General features: G+C 73.2%; 17 protein-coding genes and 1 pseudogene. 8 read left to right on the forward strand and 10 right to left on the reverse strand.

Translation table 11 applies throughout. The features are described 5' to 3' along the window. Positions 1 to 84 precede the first annotated feature (84 nt). Both FVA80_RS07690 and FVA80_RS07695 read right to left on the reverse strand, forming a co-directional pair. Positions 85 to 507: a cupin domain-containing protein gene (locus FVA80_RS07690; RefSeq protein ID WP_147910578.1), complete on the reverse strand. Its 423-nt coding sequence runs from the start codon at positions 505 to 507 to the stop codon at positions 85 to 87. Between the two features lie 10 nt (positions 508 to 517). After that, complete coding sequence (locus tag FVA80_RS07695; RefSeq protein WP_147910577.1) at positions 518 to 1537, reverse strand: zinc-binding alcohol dehydrogenase family protein; 1020 nt, start codon at positions 1535 to 1537, stop codon at positions 518 to 520. A 122-nt stretch (positions 1538 to 1659) separates the two neighbouring features. Here FVA80_RS07695 and FVA80_RS07700 point away from each other — a divergent pair, with 122 nt between their 5' ends. Both FVA80_RS07700 and FVA80_RS32135 read left to right on the forward strand, forming a co-directional pair. Continuing rightward, positions 1660 to 2076, forward strand: coding sequence for a helix-turn-helix domain-containing protein (locus FVA80_RS07700; RefSeq protein ID WP_147910576.1), 417 nt, complete (start codon positions 1660 to 1662; stop codon positions 2074 to 2076). 97 nt (positions 2077 to 2173) lie between these two features. Next, positions 2174 to 4230, forward strand: a pseudogene (locus tag FVA80_RS32135) (nitrate- and nitrite sensing domain-containing protein). 119 nt (positions 4231 to 4349) lie between these two features. Here the strand turns inward: FVA80_RS32135 and FVA80_RS07710 are convergent. Both FVA80_RS07710 and FVA80_RS07715 read right to left on the reverse strand, forming a co-directional pair. After that, a complete protein-coding gene (locus tag FVA80_RS07710; protein ID WP_147910830.1) occupies positions 4350 to 5210 on the reverse strand; it encodes an amidohydrolase family protein in 861 nt (286 codons plus the stop codon). 174 nt (positions 5211 to 5384) lie between these two features. After that, positions 5385 to 6818, reverse strand: a complete 1434-nt coding sequence (locus tag FVA80_RS07715; RefSeq protein ID WP_147910829.1) for an MFS transporter — start codon at positions 6816 to 6818, stop codon at positions 5385 to 5387. 203 nt (positions 6819 to 7021) lie between these two features. Here FVA80_RS07715 and FVA80_RS07720 point away from each other — a divergent pair, with 203 nt between their 5' ends. From FVA80_RS07720 to FVA80_RS07730, 3 genes are all read left to right on the forward strand, one after another. Further along, entirely contained in the window at positions 7022 to 7912 is an 891-nt protein-coding gene (locus tag FVA80_RS07720; protein ID WP_147910828.1) for a polysaccharide deacetylase family protein, read from the forward strand. 574 nt (positions 7913 to 8486) lie between these two features. Then, a complete protein-coding gene (locus FVA80_RS07725; RefSeq protein ID WP_147957806.1) occupies positions 8487 to 8786 on the forward strand; it encodes a hypothetical protein in 300 nt (99 codons plus the stop codon). A 194-nt stretch (positions 8787 to 8980) separates the two neighbouring features. Further along, a complete protein-coding gene (locus FVA80_RS07730; protein ID WP_147957807.1) occupies positions 8981 to 10303 on the forward strand; it encodes an HWE histidine kinase domain-containing protein in 1323 nt (440 codons plus the stop codon). A gap of 65 nt (positions 10304 to 10368) precedes the next feature. Here the strand turns inward: FVA80_RS07730 and FVA80_RS07735 are convergent, their stop codons facing one another. Together FVA80_RS07735 and FVA80_RS07740 are read right to left on the reverse strand one after the other, a co-directional pair. Continuing rightward, the gene (locus tag FVA80_RS07735) at positions 10369 to 10623 is read right to left on the reverse strand and encodes a hypothetical protein (protein WP_147910861.1); all 255 of its coding nucleotides are present in this window, start codon (positions 10621 to 10623) and stop codon (positions 10369 to 10371) included. Between the two features lie 128 nt (positions 10624 to 10751). Next, positions 10752 to 11582 (reverse strand): RNA methyltransferase, encoded by an 831-nt coding sequence (locus FVA80_RS07740; protein WP_147910862.1) that lies wholly within the window; start codon positions 11580 to 11582, stop codon positions 10752 to 10754. A gap of 747 nt (positions 11583 to 12329) precedes the next feature. On the opposite strand from FVA80_RS07740, the gene FVA80_RS07745 reads away from it, so the two are divergent. The 3 genes from FVA80_RS07745 (at position 12330) to FVA80_RS07760 (ending at position 14801) form a co-directional block, all read left to right on the forward strand. Further along, the gene (locus FVA80_RS07745; protein ID WP_147910863.1) at positions 12330 to 13430 is read left to right on the forward strand and encodes a replication protein RepA; all 1101 of its coding nucleotides are present in this window, start codon (positions 12330 to 12332) and stop codon (positions 13428 to 13430) included. A 244-nt stretch (positions 13431 to 13674) separates the two neighbouring features. After that, positions 13675 to 14301, forward strand: coding sequence for a hypothetical protein (locus FVA80_RS30360; RefSeq protein ID WP_187193615.1), 627 nt, complete (start codon positions 13675 to 13677; stop codon positions 14299 to 14301). A 281-nt stretch (positions 14302 to 14582) separates the two neighbouring features. Further along, positions 14583 to 14801 (forward strand): hypothetical protein, encoded by a 219-nt coding sequence (locus FVA80_RS07760; protein WP_147910805.1) that lies wholly within the window; start codon positions 14583 to 14585, stop codon positions 14799 to 14801. Between the two features lie 88 nt (positions 14802 to 14889). On the opposite strand, the gene FVA80_RS07765 is transcribed toward FVA80_RS07760, so the two are convergent. The 4 genes from FVA80_RS07765 to FVA80_RS31105 all read right to left on the reverse strand — a co-directional run bounded on the left by FVA80_RS07765 (position 14890) and on the right by FVA80_RS31105 (position 19174). After that, positions 14890 to 15213 carry a hypothetical protein gene (locus FVA80_RS07765; protein WP_147910804.1) on the reverse strand — a complete coding sequence of 108 codons (324 nt, stop codon included), beginning with the start codon at positions 15211 to 15213 and terminating at the stop codon, positions 14890 to 14892. Positions 15214 to 15386: 173 nt separating this feature from the next. After that, entirely contained in the window at positions 15387 to 17051 is a 1665-nt protein-coding gene (locus FVA80_RS07770) for a SulP family inorganic anion transporter (RefSeq protein WP_147957921.1), read from the reverse strand. A 5-nt stretch (positions 17052 to 17056) separates the two neighbouring features. Next, positions 17057 to 17749 carry a carbonic anhydrase gene (locus FVA80_RS07775; protein ID WP_147910803.1) on the reverse strand — a complete coding sequence of 231 codons (693 nt, stop codon included), beginning with the start codon at positions 17747 to 17749 and terminating at the stop codon, positions 17057 to 17059. Between the two features lie 201 nt (positions 17750 to 17950). Beyond that, positions 17951 to 19174: a sensor histidine kinase gene (locus tag FVA80_RS31105; RefSeq protein ID WP_246692309.1), complete on the reverse strand. Its 1224-nt coding sequence runs from the start codon at positions 19172 to 19174 to the stop codon at positions 17951 to 17953. Between the last annotated feature and the right edge of the window lie 7 nt (positions 19175 to 19181).

Raw genomic sequence — 19181 nt, forward strand, 5'->3', positions numbered from 1 at the left:
TTTGGCGGGGCGTCGGGGCAGGCCCCGACAGCAGGGCGCTGCCCTGCACCCGCAAAAGGTCCGGGACCTTTTGGATCCGGGACTTCACGCGTCGGCGTTGCGCGCCATGAAGGTGGCGGGGGTGCCGTCCTCGGGGTTCACGAAGATGATGTCGGTGGGGGCCCGCCGCGGGGTGTCGATCGACAGGAACGTCACCGGCTCGCCCGGGGCGATCTCCGGCATCGCGTGCACCGTGCCCGTCTCGAAGAACAAGAGCTGGCCGGGGCCGAACGGTGTGAGGTTCGCGGGGTCACCCAGCCAGACGGTGCCGCGTCCCGACAGGCAGTACAGGTACTCGTCGCAGGTGGCGTGATAGTGCGGCGGGGTCGGGCGGTAGACCCGGAACACCCGGGCGCTCGCCGCCGCCCGGTCGGTCAGGTAGGTGTCGACCAGGAGCGTCCGCGCGCTGTCGGGCAGCGCCGCCGCGAGCGCCGCCACGTCGAAGATTCCGGTGCCCGTCCCGGTCATGGCGCCTGCCTCACGACGCAAAGCCTTCGAGCACGATCTTGCCCTTGGCGCGCCCGCTCTCGATCAGCGCGTGCGCCCGCCGCAGGTTCCGGGCGTCGATCCGCCCGTAATGCTCGCCCAGGGTCGTGCGCAGGCGCCCCGCATCCACCAGCCGGGCGACCTCGTCGAGGAGCGCGCCCTGGGCGGCGATATCGGAGGTGCCGAACATCGAGCGGGTGAACATGAACTCCCAGTGCAGCGACAGGCTCTTGCGCTTGAGCAGCGCCACGTCGAGCTGCGCGGGATCGTCGATCAGAGCGAACCGGCCCTGCGGGGCGATCAGCGTCGCGATCTCGGCGAGATGCGCGTCGGTGTTGGTGGTCGAGAACACGAGGCCCGGCGCGCCGAGGCCCAGGGCCGCCACCTCGGCGGAGAGCGGCTTGGCATGATCGACCACGTGGTGGGCGCCGAGATCCCGGCACCAGGCCGCCGTCTCCGGCCGGGACGCGGTGGCGATCACGGTGAGGTCGGTAAGTTCGCGGGCGAGCTGGATCGCCACCGAGCCGACGCCGCCCGCCCCGCCGACGATCAGGATCGCCGGGGCGGCGCCCGGCACCGGTTTCTTGGCGTCGAGCCGGTCGAACAGGGCCTCCCAGGCGGTGATCGCGGTGAGCGGCAGGGCGGCGGCCTGCGCCCAGTCGAGGCCGGCGGGCTTGTGCCCGACGATGCGCGCGTCGACGCAATGGAATTCGGCGTTGGTCCCCGGCCGGGTGAGGTCGCCCGCGTAGAACACCGCGTCTCCGATTGAGAAGCCCTCGGCCTCGGCACCCGTGGCGAGAACGGTGCCGGCGGCGTCCCAGCCCAGGACCTTGACCCCGCCGGCCTCGGGCTCGGCCCGCACCCGGACCTTGGTGTCGACCGGGTTCACCGAGACCGCCTCGACCTTCACCAGCAGGTCGCGGGGGCCGGGATCGGGCCGGGGCAGGTCGCAATCGACCAGGGCCTCGGCCTCGGTGATCGGCAGGGATTTCCTGTACCCGACGGCGCGCATCGCAATCTCCTCCGACTGACCCGCACGGAGATGCCGTCCGCCTTCACGGCGCGCAAGTACGCACATAAAACGCCGATAGTGCCGAGAATGATACCGCCCGACGATCGCCTTGGGATCCCGCCATGCCCCGCACCCGACACCATAGCGGCAACTGCAGCCCCGGCTGCGCCGTCGAGGCCACCCTCCGGCTCATCGACGGCAAGTGGAAGGGCGTGATCCTCTACCACCTGCTAGAGGGGACCCTGCGCTTCAACGAGATCCGCCGGCGGCTGGCGAGCGTGACGCAGCGCATGCTCACGAACCAGCTGCGCGAGATGGAGGCGGACGGCCTGATCGCCCGGAAGGTCTACGCCGAGGTGCCCCCGAAGGTGGAGTACAGTCTGACCGAGCGGGGGCGGACCCTGGAGCCGGTCATCCACGCGCTCAAGGTCTGGGGCGACCTGCATGCCGATTTGCATGAGGCCGATTTGCATGATCCCGAACGGCATGAGGCCGAACGGCTTGCCGAGGCGGCACCGACCGTCGGGACTGCCGCCTGATTGTGCATTGCAGGCCGGGCCAAACCCCTCCACCCTAACGGTGTTTTTATAACCGTCCCGGATGATTCCGGCGAACGTTGCAGGATTCCGGGTTCCGATGGCCGTCCTCCCCTCACTCCGCGCGCGCATCCTCGCGGTGGCGCTCGCGCCCTGCCTCGCCTTCGCGGGGGCTGCCGGGTGGGCGGTGTCCGACCAATGGGCGCGGCGGGCCGAGATGGACCGGGTCGAGACCCTCGTCGGCCTCGCCTCGCGGATCAGCGCCTTCGTCCACGAGGCCCAGCGCGAGCGCGGCGCCTCCAGCCTGTTCCTGGGCGCCAGGGGGGCGCAGTTCGGGCCGGAACTCGCGGCCCAGCGCAGCCGCACCGACGCGGCTTTGGCCGGGCTCCCCGACGCGATGGCGGCCGCGACCGGCTTCGGCCCCGCCTTCGCGGCACGCGCCGAGGGCTTCGCGCAGGGGCTCACCGGGCTCGCGGCCCAGCGCCGGGCGGTCGATGCCCTGGGCCTCACCGCGCCGCAGGCGACGGGCTCCTACACCGGCCTGATCGGCGAGGGGCTGGGCGTGGTCCGGGCGATGGGCGGCGTGATCGACGAGGCCGGCATCGCGGCCCGGGCCAACGCCTACGCGGCGTTCCTGGCGCTGAAGGAGGCCGCCGGCCAGGAGCGGGCCGCCGCCTCGGCGGTGTTCGCCTCCGGCAGCCTGGACCTCCCCGCCGCGCGCCGGCTCACCACGCTCTCGGCCGATCAGGCGACCTACGGCGCCCTGTTCCGGGCCGGGGCCGTCGAGGGTCAGGCCGCGCTGCTGGACGCCGCGGAGGCGACCGAGCCGGCGCGGGAGGTGGCACGCCTGCGCAGCGCCGCGCAGGAGACGATGCCGGGCACGACCCTCGCCTTCCGCGACGCGCCGGCCTGGTTCCGGCTCGCCACCCAGCGCATCGACGCCCTCAAAGGCGTCGAGGACCGGCTGACCGCCGACCTGGTGGCCGCCGCCGGCGCGGTGCGGGCCCGGGCCGACCGGATGCTGACGGTCTGGATCGCGGGCGGGCTCGCCCTGTTCGCGCTCTCGGTCGGCTTCGCGTTCTGGCTCGGCACGGCCATCGCGCGGCCCCTGGTCCGGATGGCCCGGGTGCTGACGGCGATCGGGCGGGGCGAGGGACACGACGGGCCGGGCGCCGACCTGGCCATCCCGGCGGGGGCCCGCGCGAGGTGCGGGCGATCGCCGACGCCGCGGTGACGTTCCGCGACAGCGTCGCCGAGCGCCGGCTCGCCCGGGCCGCGCAGCAGCGCTCGCCGCCGAGAATGCCGCCGCGCAGCGCGCCGCCGCCCTGAGCCTCGCCGACCGCTTCGAGGGCAGGTCGGAGGCATCGTCGCGGCGGTCTCGGCCGCCGCCGAGCAGCTGGAGGCCTCCGCCCACGGCATGGCCGGGCCGCGCAGGACACCACCGACCTCAGCCGGGCGGTGGCCGGCGCCGCGGATTCGGCCGCCCGCTCGGCCGACACCGTGGCGGCGGCCACCGAGGAGCTCACGGCCTCGGTCCGGGAGATCGGCGTGCAGGTCGGAGCCTCGGCCGACCTCGCGGCCTCGGCGACCCGGGACGCGGACGGCATGGCCGGAGAGGTCCGCCGCCTTGCTCAGGCCGCCGGGAGCATCGGGGAGATCGTCGCGATGATCTCGGACATCGCCGGCCAGACCAACCTGCTCGCCCTCAACGCCACCATCGAGGCGGCCCGGGCCGGCGAGGCGGGCCGGGGCTTCGCGGTGGTGGCCGCCGAGGTCAAGAACCTCGCCGGCCAGACCGCCCGGGCGACCGAGGAGATCGCCGCCAAGGTCGCCGAGATCACCGGGTCCACCGAGGCCTCCGTCCGCTCGATCGGCGGCATCACCGAGGTGATCCGCACCCTCGCCCGGATCGGGGCCGAGATCGCCGCCATGGTCGAGCAGCAGGGCGCGGCCACCGCCGAGATCGCCCGCACCACCGGCCAGACCTCGCAGGATACCCGCGCGGTCTCGGGCACCATCGCCGGCGTGGGCGAGGCGGCCGGCACGGCCAGCCACGGCTCGTCCCAGGTGCTCGACGCCGCCAGCGACCTGGCCCGGCAGGCCAGCGCCCTGCGCGGCGCCGTCGGCGATTTCTTGGCCAACGTCCGGGCCGCCTGACGGCAAAGTCCCGGATTCAAAAGGGTTGAGACCTTTTGCGGGTGCGGGCGGAGCCCGCTGTTTTCAAGGGCTTCGCCCCTGAACCCCGCCAAAGGGCTGAGCCCTTTGGAAACCCGGGACTAAACCTCGGCCAGGCCGAGCCCGAGCAGGCGGTTGGCGTTGCGCCAGAGGGCGGCGTCCAGGGCGTCCTCCGACAGGCCGAGCGCGCGGAAATCCGCGACGCCCTGGCCCATCGCCCGGAACGGGAACGAGGAGCCGAACAGGAACTGGTCCTTCATGAAGCCGTTCGCCGCCTCCACGTAGAGGCTGCCGCCGGGCGCGAACGTGTACATGTCCGGGGAGACGAAGACGTTCTCGTTGCGGAAGGCCACGGTCACCATCTCGGCCACGTGCGGGTAGAACCCGTGGCAGCACACGATCGGCAGCTTCGGGAAAGTCCGGGCGACCCGGTCCACCGCCAGCGGGTCGTTGAGGCGCAGGTCCGGCGTGGTCGGGCCGGACATGACGAAGGCCGGGACCGCCAGCGTCTCGCACAGCTCGTAGAGCGGCATCAGCCGCTCGTCGTCGGCCCGCATGCCCTCGCGGTAGAAGCCGGCATCGAGGTTGATCCCCTTGAAGCCGAGCTCGGTCACGGCGCGCTTGGCCTCCGCCACCGCGGCCTTGCGGCCGAGCTTGACCGGATCCACCGAGGCGATGCCGATCAGCCGCTTCGGATCGTGCCCGGCGGCCTGCGCGAGGACGTCGTTCGAGACCCGGACCCCCGGGACCGACCGGGCGACCATCACGGCGACGTCGATACCGGCCCCGTCCATCTCGGCGCGGAAGCCCTCGATCGTGGCGCCGCGGGTGAAGTGCTCGACCTCGCGGCTGCCGACCCGGGCGTTCAGCCAGCGGGCGACGCCGAATTCCGGCGTGTCGGGCTCGGCGCCGAAGAACGTGTGCAGGAAGGTCGGCCGGCTGCGCATGTCCACGACGGGCATTGTTTTGGGACTCCATGGTTGTGACGGGATCCACAAGGTCGAGACCTTGTGCGGGTGCAGGGCGGAGCCCTGCTATCGGGGCTCGGGCCGTGCGCTCAAGGGCTCCGCCCCTGAACCCCGCCAAAGGGCTGAGCCCTTTGGAAACCCGATCTCGTCCCTGGCAGGCGGGTCTCGTCAATGCGAGACCGCCTCCAGCACCTTGCCGCGGGTCTCGACCCCGAGGGTGAGCACCAGGAGGGCGGCGATCAGGAAACCGCCCGCGCCGACCTGGAACGCGGTGGCCGGGCCGTAATCGCGCACCAGCACCGGCACGATCATCGGCCCCAGGATGGCGCCGATCCGCCCGAAGGCCGAGGCGAAGCCGGCCCCGGTGGCCCGGGCGCGGGTCGGGTACAGCTCCGGCGTGTAGGCGTAGAGGCAGCTCCACATGCCGAACATGAAGAACTGCATCACGAAGCCCGCGACGAACAGCCAAGTGACCGTGACGCCGGCGACGGTCAGCACGGGATCGCCGCCGGCATTGCCGTACAGCCAGGCCGCGGCCGCCGCGCAGATCAGGAACAGGGCCGTGGTCGGCTTGCGGCCGATCCGCTCGAGCAGCACGGCCGCCGCGGCGAAGCCCGGGATGCCGCCCAGGGTGATCAGGGTCACGAAGCCCACCGAGCCGACGATCGAGAAGCCGCGCTCCTTGAGCAGCACCGCGATCCAGGAATTGAGCCCGAAGAAGCCGATCAGCGCGAAGAACCACAACCCGAAGGCCATCACGGTGCGCAGCCGGTAGGCCGGCGCGAACAGGGTCGCCACCGCGCTCAGCCGGGGCCCGGGAATCCGATCGGCGACCGTCTCCGCCACCGCGGCGGCGACCTGCGGGGTGATTGGGGGCAGGGGCCGGCCGGTGGCGCGCTCGACCGCGCGCTCCATCGTGGTCATCACGGCGTCGGCTTCCGCGTGCCGGCCCGTTTCGGCGAGCCAGCGGGGCGATTCGGGCATGGAGCGGCGCACCGCGAGCACCACCAGCGACAGCAGGCCGACCACCACGAAGGCCCAGCGCCAGCCGAGATAGGGCAGCACGAAGAAGCTGATCGCCCCGGACAGGACGTAGCCCACCGCCCAGAACCCCTCCAGGATCGCGATGTACTTGCCGCGCACGGGGGCCGGGACGATCTCGGAGACCATCGCCTGCGCCACCGGCGCCTCGCCGCCGACGCCCACCCCGATCAGGAACCGGCAGGCCATCAGCACGGGCAGGCTCCAGGCGGTCGCCGCCGCGAGGCTCGCCAGGCCCCAGACCACCATGGTCACCTGGAACACCGCCTTGCGGCCGAACCGGTCGGAGGCGGTGCCGGCGACGATGTTGCCGACGAGCTGGCCCGCGAAGGTCATGGCGGCGAGCTGGCCGGCCTCCGTGGGGCTCAGCCCGAAAGCCACCACGATCGAGCCGAGCAGGAAGGTCAGGAGCGCCACGTCGATCTGGTCGACCAGCCACGCGGAGGCGATGATCGCGAAGATCTTTCGCTGGTAGCGCGACATCGGCAGCCGTTCGAGGCGCGCGGCGATGTCCGAGACGACCGGACGCCCGTCCTCCCGAGCTGTGGCGGCAAGCGGCACGGTGGATCCTTTCTCGACACCCGGACCGCCGCGCGGTCCCGTGCCGACCCCGGTACAGCAGGCCCGCCTGCCGGAACAGGCATGGCGCCGGACAGGCATGGCGCCGGACAGGCATGGCGCCGGACAGGCATGGCGCCGGACAGGCATGGCGCCGGATCGGATCCGGCCTATCTGCCCGGGCGCCCCCGGACACTGGACCCGCGATGGATGATGCTCCCTCGGCCGCGCAGCACGGCCGCTACCGCTACAGCGCCCTCCCGGACCGGCCGGTCTACGATTGGCCCGGGGGCCGGCGGCTCGCGGTCTATGTCGGGCTCAACCTCGAGACCTTCGATTTCGGGGCGGGGCTCGGGGCCGAGCTCGCCCCGGGCGGGCCGCAGCCGGACGTGCTCAATTACGGCTGGCGCGACTGGGGCAACCGGGTCGGGGCCTGGCGGCTGCGGGACACCCTCGACGGCCTCGGCCTGCCCGCGAGCGTGCTGGTCAACAGCCGGCTCTACCAGGATTGCCCGGGCCTGATCGAGGCGTTCCGGGCGCGCGGCGACGAGATCGTCGGGCACGGCCGCACCAATGCCGAGCGGCAGGGCACCCTGTCCGAAGCGGAGGAGGGCGCCCTGATCGCGGAGGCCACCGCGATCCTGACCCGGGCGGAGGGCCGGGCGCCGGCCGGCTGGCTCGGCCCCTGGATCTCGCAGTCGCGGGTGACGCCGGACCTGCTCGCCGAGGCCGGCTACCGCTACCTGCTCGACTGGTGCCACGACGACCAGCCGACCTGGATGGCGACCCGGGGCGGCGGCCGGATCCTGGCCATTCCGTATCCCCAGGAGCTGAACGACATCCCGGCGATCGTCGCCCGCAAGGAGACGGGCCGCCACTTCGCCGACGCGCTCGTCGACGCCTTCGACGAGATGCTGGAGCAATCCGCCGCGGCGCCGCTGGTGATGGGCATCGCGCTCCATCCCTACATCGTCGGCCAGCCCCACCGGCTGCGACCGCTGCGGGCGGCGCTCGCCCATATCGCGGCCCATCGGGACCGGGTCTGGATCACCACGGCGGGCGCGATCGCAGCGCACGCCGTGGCGGTGTCCGGCTGACCGGAGCCGAGACGACCCGCACCCGCACCCCGCACCCCGCACCCCGCACCCGCCGATGGCCCGATCTCGGACCCGGTATTCAAGACGAGCCATCGGGTTTTCGCGCGCGCCTCAGCGCGAAAACCCGCACTCGACGTGCGCGATAACGATCCCGGTCACGATTTTCTCGCGGTCAGCCTTGCTGCCGCCATCGTTGCCCCGGAGGCGGCAGTATCCGCGCCCATCGATAACGCCGCCGCGCACGCCGCCATGTCCGACACCAGGTCCGACACCCGGGACCCGTACCGCCGCGCGGCCGTGGCCGGCGCCGTCCCCGATCCCGCGCCGGAACCGGGCTTCGAGGACCTTCTCCGCATGGCCCGCCGGGCCTGCGGGGCCCCGATGGCTCTGCTCAGCCTCGACACCGGGGACCGGCCCCGGTCCGAGGCCGCGGACGGGTTCGGGGCCGGCATCCTTTCGCCCCCAGGCAGCCTTCCGCCCGCAGGCATCCTTGCGCCCACAGGCGCGCTCGCCGGTATCCTCGCGCGTATCCCCGACGGCCCGGGTGTTCTGGTCATTCCCGACCTGACGGCGGATGCGCCGGCCCGCGCCGACCCGCCCGCGCGGCCGACCGGCGCTGGTTTTTCGCAGGCGCCGCGCTGGAATCCCCGGCGGGCCGGCGCCTCGGCACCCTCTGCGTGCTCGACACAGCCCCCGGCCCGGGGGTCTCGATCCCGAGGCGGCCGAGGACCTGGCCACCCTGGCGCAGCTGGCCGCGACCCGGCTGGAGCTGCGCCAGACCCGGGCGGCACGCGACCGCCTGCTGGCCCAGCGGGCCGTGGTGGCGGATCTGGTGGCGGCCTTGCCGGGTGCCGGCGACCGCGGGCGATCCTGATTCTCTGGTGGCTGCCGCCCTGGCAGCCGTGCCGGAGGCCGAGGGTGGGGCCGCCGCCCTGCGCGAGGGCCCGACCTGGTCTACCGCTCGGCGGCCGGTAGCCTCGCCCACCAGGTCGGCCTGCGCCGGCCGCTCGCCGGCGGGTCGGCCGAGCCGGCGCTGCCGGCCCGTGCGGCGACCCCGGCTCAGACCGGATGGCAGACCTGCGGACGGCGGAGCTGCCGCCGGCGGACCTGCCGCCGGCACCCGGCATGCACGCCGCCCTCACGGTTCCCGTGCAGCTCGGCGGCGCGGCATCGGGGATCCTCGAGCTGCGCGCCGCCCGGGCCGACGCCTTCACGCAGGATGCCTTCACACCGGATGCCTTCACACCGGATGACCTGGCGGTCGTGCAGCTGATCGCCGGCACGGTCGCGGCGAGCCTCACCGAGACCCGGGAGGTCGGCGCGGCCGAGGCCCGGCTCGCCACCGTGATGGATACGGTCCCGGTCGGGATCCTGCTCGCCGAGGCGCCCTCCGGCCGCATCGTCATGGGCAACCGGCGCATCCGGGAGGTGCTGGGCCACGACACGGTCTATGCGCCGGACAGTGCGGCGTACGGCGCCTACGTCGCCTACCACGCCGACGACAGACCGGTGGCGCCGGAGGAATTCCCGCTCGCCCGGATCTGCGCGGGCGAGGCGGCCCGGGCCGAGCTGGAGGTCCGCTACCAGCAGCCCGACGGGACGCGCCGCTGGATCGCCATCGCGGGCGAGGCGATCCGGGACCCGGCCGGCAAAGTCGTGGGCGCCGTGGTGGCGGTCTCCGACATCGAGGCGCGCAAGCGCGCCGAGGCGGACCAGAACCTGCTCAACAGCGAGCTGTCGCACCGGCTGAAGAACACCCTGGCGCTGGTGCAGGCGATCGCCGCCCAGACCCTGCGCAACGCCCCCGACATCGACACGGCCCGCGAGGCCCTGGCGGCGCGCCTGGTCGCCCTGGGCAAGGCCCACGACATCCTGCTGGCCGGCCATCTCGCCGGCCGCCCGGAGGCCGCCAGCGTCGCCGCGGTGGTGACCGGCAGCCTGGCGCTGCACCAGGACGATCCCGGCCGGTTCGGCTTCGACGGCCCCGATCTCCTGATCGGGCCGGCGGCCGCCCTGTCGCTGGCCCTGATGCTGCACGAACTCGCCACCAACGCGGCGAAGTACGGCGCGCTCTCGACGCAGACGGGCCGGGTCGACGTCGGATGGGACACGGCCCCCGATACGGCCGGGGACCCGGTCTTCACCCTGGTCTGGCGCGAGAGCGGCGGCCCGCCGGTGGCGCTGCTGACGCGCCGGGGCTTCGGCTCGCGGCTGATCGAGCGGGGGCTCGCCGGGCGGTCGGCGGCCGGGCCGCGCTCGACTATCACCGCGACGGGCTGGTCTGCACCCTCACCGCCCCGCTCGCCGGATTCCGGGCCGAGCCGTAAAGCGGCCCGTCGGGGTTTCCGAAGGGCTCAACCCTTCGGCGGGGTTCCGGGGCGCAGCCCCTGAGGAGAGCGGGCCCCGCCCGCACCCGCGAGAGGCCGACGACCTTGCGAATCCCGGATCGTGTCCGCTCAGTTGGGGATCGCCAGTCCGATCGACAGGCACAGCGCCCCGACTGCGGTCAGGGCCACGGCAGCCTGGCGGACCTGGTGCCAGCGGGCGGTGCGAGCCCGTTCCTCCGGGCTCGCGCCCAGGCGCAGCTCGTCGTCGAACCCCTTCACGAAGGATTCGAAGCTCGGGAAGGCCCGCCGGGCGAGCCACAGCCACACGCCGACGGCGATCAGGCTGAAGGCCCCACCGCCATACGTCAAAGCATCGTCCAGCATTCAGCGCACGCCTACCAGCCCACGCCCCCCTCTACTGCCGACGTCTACGGCAGGGTGCTGGACTTGCCTAGGTCATCCCCGGAATCGGGCGGGCGAATTTTTGTTTCCGCGCCGTATCCGGCGGTCCTTCAGACCGGCGGCCGGCCCAGGGCGTAGAGCGTGATCGCAGCCGCGTTCGAGACGTTGAGGCTGCGGATCGCCCCCGAGAACGGGATCCGGGCCAGGATATCGCAGCAGGTCCGGGTCCGCTCGCGCAGGCCCTTCCCCTCCGCCCCGAGGACGATCACCAGCGGACGGGCGACGGTGAGGGTGTCCAGGCTCGCGGGCGCGTCGGAATCGAGGCCGATCCGCGTGTAGCCGCGCTCGCCCAGCTCGATCAGCGCCTCGGCCAGGTTGCGGACGGTGACGAAGGGCACGTGCTCCAGCCCACCCGAAGCGGATTTCGCCAGGACCCCGGTGGCGCCCGGCGCGTGCCGCACCGTCGTGACGATGCCGGCGACCCCGAAGGCCGCGGCCGTGCGGACGATCGCCCCGACATTGTGCGGGTCGGTGATCTGGTCGAGGGCCAGCAGCAGGGCGTCGGCCGGCAGGTCGTCGAGCCCCGGAGCGGGCAGGGGCTCGGCCTCGAGATACAGGCCCTGGTGGACCGCGTCCGGCCCGAGCAGGCGGCCGATCTCGCTCGGTCGGACCAGTTCGGGGGCGATGCGCAGGGCATCGCCGAATTCCTCGGTCAGCCGGGCCGCCGCGTTCTCGGTGGCGAGCAGCCGGTGCAGGCCGCGTTCCGCGTTGCCCAGCGCCTGGACCACCGGGTGCCAGCCGTACAGCACCGCGGCGCCATCGGGTCCACCGGACTCGGGCCGCGGCCCGGATCCGCCGGGACGCCCGCCGGACCGGAAGCCGGGCCGAAACCCGGACCGGGGCGGGCCGCCCGGGCGGCCGTCGTTGCGGCGGCCGGTCATCGGAACGCGATCGGGGAGGGGAGCATCGGGACGGCCTTTCCAGAATGGGTCGGTCCGAGAAACCGGGCGGCACAGCCCACGTCAACCCGACGCCGTCGGAAACATCGGGTCCGGGGCGCCCCGGACCCGGATTCCCTGAATGCCAACTTCTCCCCGGGCGCCCCGGCCTGTGGATGGATCCGGGATATTCCCTTCAAACCATGTGTATGTCGACGGAACCGAGTGTGTTCTTCAGACCGAACGAGCGCCGCGTTAAGTAGGAAGATTATCAAGATGGAATCTTTCAGAGAGTCAGTTCGGAAGACTATATGGGGTGCCGAATTCATGATCTTCGTCAGAGGGTTGAGCCTACTTTTCGTATCCGACTCTGCGCGGATGCGCATGCGACTCTGCGCGCCACCGTATCGGAGTCTGCGCGGATCCAGCCGGGGGGTGCATTGGATTCTGCGCGGTTCCGTATCGGATTCGGCGCGGATTCCGGCCCGGAACGGTGGAATGCGGGGATAGACGGCCGGGACCCGGGCGTATCGAACTCTGCGTGGGGCGATGTCCCCGATCCGCCCGTATGCAACTCTGCGCCGCAACTCTGCGCCGCAACCCCGCGCGAGAACCCCGGGGAACCGTGGATTGCCGGGACAAGCCGGACCGGACCGGAGCCCCGGCCGTCGAATCGTGGCATGGCAGGATCGGGCCGCCCCTCCGCCTTCCGGGAGGGACGTGTCGGCGTGCGGCTCGGGCTGAGGGACGATGGGCATCGAGGAGAAAATCGCAGGGATCCACGACGCGGATCTGCGGGCCGAGATCGAGGCGGCGCGCGGCGGCTTCCTGTTCGCCCAGATCGTCGAGCACGTGCTGCATCGCCAGCGCGAGCGCGACGCGCAGGCCGCCGTTCTCGGGGAGCAGGAACTCCGCCGGGCCCAGCTATCGCGCGACCAGCGCCGACGCGACGCGGTCCGCCTGGTGATCGAGAACGAGCCGGCCCTGCCGTCGAGCCTGCAGCACATCCACTCGGTGCTGGCGCTCTGCGGCCTGCCCTATCGCGACCCCGGTCCCGTGCGCGAATTCTCCCGCACCTACGGGCGCAACTCGCTCAGCCTGATGGCCGGGCGGATCAAGGATCCGGAGACCGGCGCCTTCGCGCCGCAGGGGCTGCCCTACGGTCCGAAGGCCAGGCTGGTGCTGCTGCACCTCTGCACCGAGGCGGTGCGCCAGCGCAGCCCGACCGTGAAGGTCGCCGAGACGCTCTCGGGCTTCATGCGCGAGATGGGGTTTGCCGTCACGGGCGGCGAGCGCGGCACCATCCGGCAGTTCAAGGAGCAGCTGAACCGGCTGGCCGCCTGCACCATGCAGATCGGCCTCTGGGATGGGCGCGACAGCGCCACAACCCTCAACGTGCCGCCGTTCCGCAGCCTCGAATTGTGGCGTCCGCGCGCCGGCGAGGGCGACGAGGAGGCGGGGCGGACGGTCCGCTTCGATCTGGAATTCTACGAGACGCTGATCAAGCACGCGCTGCCCGTGGACGTGCGAGCGGCCCGGGCCTTCTCGGGCTCGGCGCGCAAGCTCGACCTGCTGTTCTGGACCGGCTACCGGCTGCGGTCCCTGCAGCGCCCGCTGCGGCTGACCTGGAACAACCTGCACGCGCAGTTCGGCGCCGAGAACGCCTCGATCCGCAGTTTCCGGCAGGCCTTCAAGGCCGATCTGGCGCATCTGCGCGAGGTGTTTCCGCGCCTGCCGCTCGTGCTCGACGATGGCGGCCTGACCCTGCACCCGGCCGACCCGAGCGCGCTGCTGGTGCCGCCGCGCCCCGCCTCCGCGAAGGGAATGAAGGGACGCCAGAAGGGAATATGAGCCGTTCCCTTTGTTCCCTTTGTCCCATTGGTGGGAATGCATCGCGGCGCGGCGGTTCGGAAAGAATGTTCCCTCTGCGAACGGAATGAGCTAGACGTTCCGTTCGGGTGAAGGGAACATCGGATGGGTCTGTCGGAACAGGATATCGAGGCCCGGCTCTCCGCATTGCGGCGGCAGCGCGAGGCGATCGACCGGGAGATCGCCGACCTCGTCCTCTACCTGGAACTCGGCCGGCGCCTGAGCGGTGCGCAGGGCGGCCCGGCCGTCGCCGATCCGGGCGGGGGACGGGCCGGATCGCGCCGTCCAGCCGCCGCTCCGGCAAGCGCCGGCCGCCCGCGCCGCCGCTGCCGAGACCGGCCTCGACATCGCGCAGCCGTCTGCCCGCCCGGCCTGGACCGATCTCGAGGATGCGGAGGCCGGTCCGGTCGGGCTGCAGGCCGTGCCGCAGCGCCGGGCGTTGCAGAGCCTGGAGCCGCGGCGCCTGGAGCCGCAGCGCCTGGAGCCGCAGCGCCTGGAGCCGCAGCGCCTGGAGCCGGAAGCCGGGCCGAACGGAATCCCGCCCGCGATCGCCTTCACGGAGGATGCCGCCGGCGCCCGCCGCTACGGCCGGGCGCTAATGGAGGCGGCCTGCGGGGCGATCCTGGCGGCCGGCCGGCCGCTGCACGCGGGCGAGATCCTGGAGATCCTCCTGGCCCGCGGCTTCACCCTGCCGGGGCGCGATCCGGTGGCGGCCCTCAACACCCGCCTGTGGAAGCGGTCCGGCCCCGGAGGTCCCCTGCTCCGGGTCGCCGAGGCCACCTATGCCCTGGCCGGGCTGGAGGCCGGCGCCGGGATGGCGCGGCCCGTCCGGGGCTACGATCCGGACGCGTGAGGCCGCGGCGGTCCCGGATCGCCAACCGATCGAGCGATCCGCGGCCGGTCACGATGGCGTGACACCGCCCCCTCGGAGCGGCGCGCCGGACCCGGTTGCAGCCGGTATTCGACCCATATGGGGGAGGCGCCGTCGCACCGTCCGCGCGTAGGGTCCCGGCCCGCACCCGAGCCGGTGCGGGCCGGGCTTACCGGACCGGCGGCTCCGGTAAGTCCGGCTTGGAGGTCGTGAAGGATGCCCAGCGCCGCGCGATCCCGCTCCGCCCTCCGGGAGGCGGCCCGATGACGATGGCGCTGGTGACACCGGCCGCTCAGGCCTGTGCCTTCGCGCTGGGCTGTGCGGTGATCCATGCCGCCCGCGGGCACGCGGAGATCCTCACGCGGGTACTCGCCGCCGCGGCGATCGTGGCGGCATTCCTGGTGCTGCTGGTCGCGTCCCTCGACGCCCCGCAGGGGGACGCGGGTCTTCCGGATCCGCTCCCGGCCGCCGCTGCCCCCTGAGCACGCCGCCGGGTCCCGGACCGCGAGCGCGCGCCGCCGAAGGGGATACCGGTTCGGCGGCGGCGAGCGCGTCGCATCGGGAACGGCTCTAGTTGATCAGGCAGAATCCGGCCCCTGTGCCGACGCGCCGCTCCTGCGCGCACCAGGGCCTGGGGGCGGCCCTGGGAGCGGGTCCGAGCGCCTCCCGGGGCAGGTCGGCCGGGCTCTTCAGGGAGGCCGTGGTCTGGGCGGCCTCGGGCTCCGGGTGACGGAGCGCGAGGCTGTCGAGGCGGGCCCCGGGGTCCGGGAGCCGAACCTCCGGAGCGGGGCTCGCCGGCATCGGCATCGCTCCGGCCACGACGGCCTGGTCCTGCGCGGCGGCGGCTCCGGCCAGGGCCAGGCAGGCGACCGGGACCGCGAGGAACCTGAACATCGGCGACGCTCCCTGCCGAGGACGCGCGTCCGGCGGATCCCGGACAGCGGGTGGGCCGGGCGAGTGTGGCGATGGCGTCTTAAGAGGGCGCGAAGATTCAGTCTTAACCGGAGGCGAAGATCGCGGATCGGAGGTCCGGTGCGGGCCATCACAATCATCGACCCGGCCGGCGATCACCGGTCGGCCGCCATTCCTTCGCCGATACGCCGAGACGCAGCCCCCGTCGCGCCGTGCGGCGGGGGCTGCGTCTCGCCTTGCGGGAACCGCACGGTCACTGCGCGCGGGGCGGCGACCGCGGCGGCGAGGCGGTCGTGCGGGAGGCCCGATCCGCCGACCACCGCGACGCGGGTCCCGGCGGCCATGCGCCGGCTCGCCCAGTCGCCGATCATCTCCAGGCAGGTATGGTCGATCGCCGCGAGGTCCTCGGTGCCGAGGCGGACCTCGCCGCCCACGGGGGTGCGCTCCAGCGCCGCCGTCAGGGTCGGCAGCTGCAGGAAGGTCGCCGCCCCGGACAGCCGCAGCTCCGGCACCCCCGGGACCTCCGTGGCCGCGGCGTGCTCGATCCTCAGCCGCCCCTTGCGCAGGCTCGGCAGGGTCTGCGCGAGGCTCAAGGCCAGCCCGGTGAGCACCCCGCTCAGCAGGTCCACCGCCACCACGGTTGCCATCGTGGCGAACCAGATCGCCGCGGTGGTCCAGCCGTAGCGGGCCCGCAGGTGCAGGCCGTGGACCGGGCTCGCCAGCCGCCAGCCGGTGACCACCAGGATGCCGGCGAGGCTCGCGGTGGGCACCAGCGCCAGCAGCCAGGGCAGGGCGACCAGGAAGGCCAGGATCCAGAGCCCGTGCATCACCGTGGCGGCCCGGGTGACCGCCCCGGCCTGCACGTTGGCGGAGGAGCGCACGATCACCCCGGTCATCGGCAGGGCGCCCAGGAGCCCGCAGATCAGGTTGCCGATGCCCTGCGCGCCCAGTTCCCGGTCGAACCGGGTCCGGGGGCCGTGATGCATGCGGTCGACGGCGGCGGCCGAGAGCAGGCTTTCGGCGCTGGCGATGACCGCGATGACCAGTGCCATCATGACGATCTCGGCCTCGGCAAGCCGCGCCCAGGCCTCCGGATTCGGCAGGGCGAGGCCGGAGAAGATCGCGTCCGGCACCACGACGCGCTTGACCGCGAGGCCGCCGAGCCCGGCCACCAGGCTGCCCGCCAGCACCCCGATCAGCGCCCCCGGCAGCAGCCGGAGCCGCTTCGGGCGCAGCCGCTCCCAGGCGATCATCGCCGCGATGGTCGCGCCCCCGACCAGCACCGCGCCGGGACGGTCGCCGGCCCCGGTGACGAAGTCGAAGAACGCGGCCGGGATCGCCACGAGGTTGTCGAGGCCGCTCGCCTGGGGCATGGCGTCGGTCAGGACGTGGACCTGGGCGAGCACGATCAGGATGCCGATGCCGGCCAGCATGCCGTGCACCACGGCCGGCGAGATCGCCCGGAACCAGCCGCCGATCCGCAGGGCGCCGGCGGCGAGCTGGACCAGGCCGGCCACCACCAGGACGGGGCCCAGGGCATCGAGCCCGTGCGCCTGCACGAACCCGTAGACGATCACGGCGAGCCCCGCCGCCGGCCCGCTGACCTGGAGCGGCGAGCCGGCGATCAGCCCGACTGCGATGCCGCCGACGAGACCGGTGATCAGGCCGCGCTCGGGCGGCACCCCGGACGCGATGGCGATGCCCATGCACAGGGGCAGCGCCACCAGGAACACCACGAACGAGGCGGGCAGGTCGCGCGCCAGGCTGGTCCGGACCGCGCTGCCCGGCCCGAGCCGGTCGCGCAGGCCGGCGAGCGACACGCCGCTCACGCCGCCTGCACCCGGTCGCCGGCCAGGGCGGAGGCCGAAGCGGGAGCCTGGGCCACCGGCATGTCCGCCTCCGCGATCGGCCGGAACCGCCCGGTGGTGCCGTCATAGGCCAGCAGCGCGCCGGATTCGATCTCGAAGAACCAGCCGTGCAGGCGCAAGCGGCCCTTGGCCAGGCCGGCGGCGACGCTCGGATGGGTGCGCAGGTTGGCGAGCTGCACCACCACGTTCTCCAGGGCGAGCGCCCGGTGACGCTCCTGCGGGTCCATGCCCTCGGGATAGGCCTCGCAGACGATGCGCTCGGCCGCTTCGGCGTGGCGCAGCCAGGCCGCGACGCTGGGCATCTTCTTCAGGAGCTCCGGCCTCATCAGGCCGCTCATGGCGCCGCAATCGGAATGGCCGCAGATCACGATGTCGCGCACCCCCAGGGCGACCACGGCGTACTCGATCGCCGAGGAGACGCCGCCGATCACGTCGGAGGCCGGGGGCACGATGTTGCCGGCGTTGCGGCAGACGAACAAGTCGCCCGGCCCCGCCTGGGTGATGTGCTCGGGCGAGACCCGGGAATCCGCGCAGGCGATGATCAGCGCGCTCGGGTGCTGACCGTCGCGCACGAGCTGCTGGTACATCTGGCGCTGGCCGGGGAAGACGCTGCCCTGGAAGCAGGCGATGCCCTGGATGATGCTGTTCACGTGCGGGAACTCTGCGGCTGGGGCGGGCTGGGAGATCGGGTCTAAGAGATCGGGTCTGGGAGATCGGGCCGGGACGAGGTTCGGACAGGGATCGGCGCCCGGGAGCTTGGGCGCTGCACCGTCCCGGCGCGGCGTCCGATCGGATACGGGGAGATCGCAAGGTGGCCGCCCGACCGGGGTCCGGGCGGCCCGGGGGCCTGCTCAGCGCCGGGTGCGGCGTTCCACATGGCCGGACGCCCAGTGCGGATCGACCACGCTGCCACGTGAGACCGTGGCGGTGCCCCGGTCATGCATCATCGGGGCGCCGAGGAGCTGGCCGCTGCCCAGGCGCTGCGAATGCAGCGAACGCGGATCGTGGGACGGATCGCTGACATAGGAACTCATGTGGCCGCCGCCGGCGACCTGCCGGCTGCCGCTGCCGCCCTCGCCGGCCTGGGCCGCCATCGGCAGCGCAAGGGCACCGGCCAGGAGGCCGAGGGCCAGGAAACGCTGTGTTCGGTTCCGCGTCATGGGAGGCTCCGCCTGTGCTCGTCGTGCTGGCCGGGACACCGCGTCCTGAGCCGATGCCTCGAACATAGCCGCAGTCGAACAAAGTAGATGTGCGGTTGAGCACAGTCTATCAATGTAAAATTTAATCCGTTTCAGCGATATACTTGGTGCGGGATCGCACGGCGTCGATAAAGCGTCGTCGAGGCCATGGATTAAACGGCACCGACCGCTCCATCGGACCGGTGGCAACCCGGCAGGTCGGCCGCGATCGACGGCCGGAGGTGGGGAGCGGGCGCGCCCCGGCGGGACCGGATCAGCCCGCGCCGTGCCGGATATCGACGGCCGGTCCGTCGTCATCCCGCGGGGACCCGGATTCCGGCCGGAATCCGGCGGGCAGCGGCGCCGTCGCGGTGTAGACGAGGCCGTCCGGCTCGTACGCCAGGGCGGCGCTGTCGCGGCCGGCGAGGCCGCGCTCCAGCAGGCGGGTGCCGAAGCCGCGCCGCGACGGGGCGGCGACCGGCGGGCCCCGCGCTCGCGCCAGGCGATCCGCAGGGTCCGGCCGCCGGGGCCGGCCTCCAGGGTCCAACCCAAGGACGCCCGCCCGGCCGGGACCGAGAGGGCGCCGTACTTGACCGCGTTGGTGCACACCTCGTGCAGGATCATCGTGAGCGCGAGCGCCATCTCGGGCGGCAGCCGCAGGTCCGGTCCGGCCAGGGCGATGCGCCCTGCCTCGGGCCCCTGGAAGGGACGCAGGGCCTGGCCGGCGATCCCGCGCAGGTCGGCGCTCAGCCAGCTCTCGCGGGTCAGGACGTCGTGGGCGCGGGACAGGCTGAGCAGCCGGGCCTCGAAGGCCTCGCGCCCCGCCGCCGCCCCGTCGCCGAGATCCTTCAGGCTCTGCGCCGCCATCGACTGCACGGTGGCCAGGGTGTTCTTCACCCGGTGG

The organism is Methylobacterium sp. WL1, assembly GCF_008000895.1.
In the GTDB taxonomy this organism is placed as follows: domain Bacteria; phylum Pseudomonadota; class Alphaproteobacteria; order Rhizobiales; family Beijerinckiaceae; genus Methylobacterium.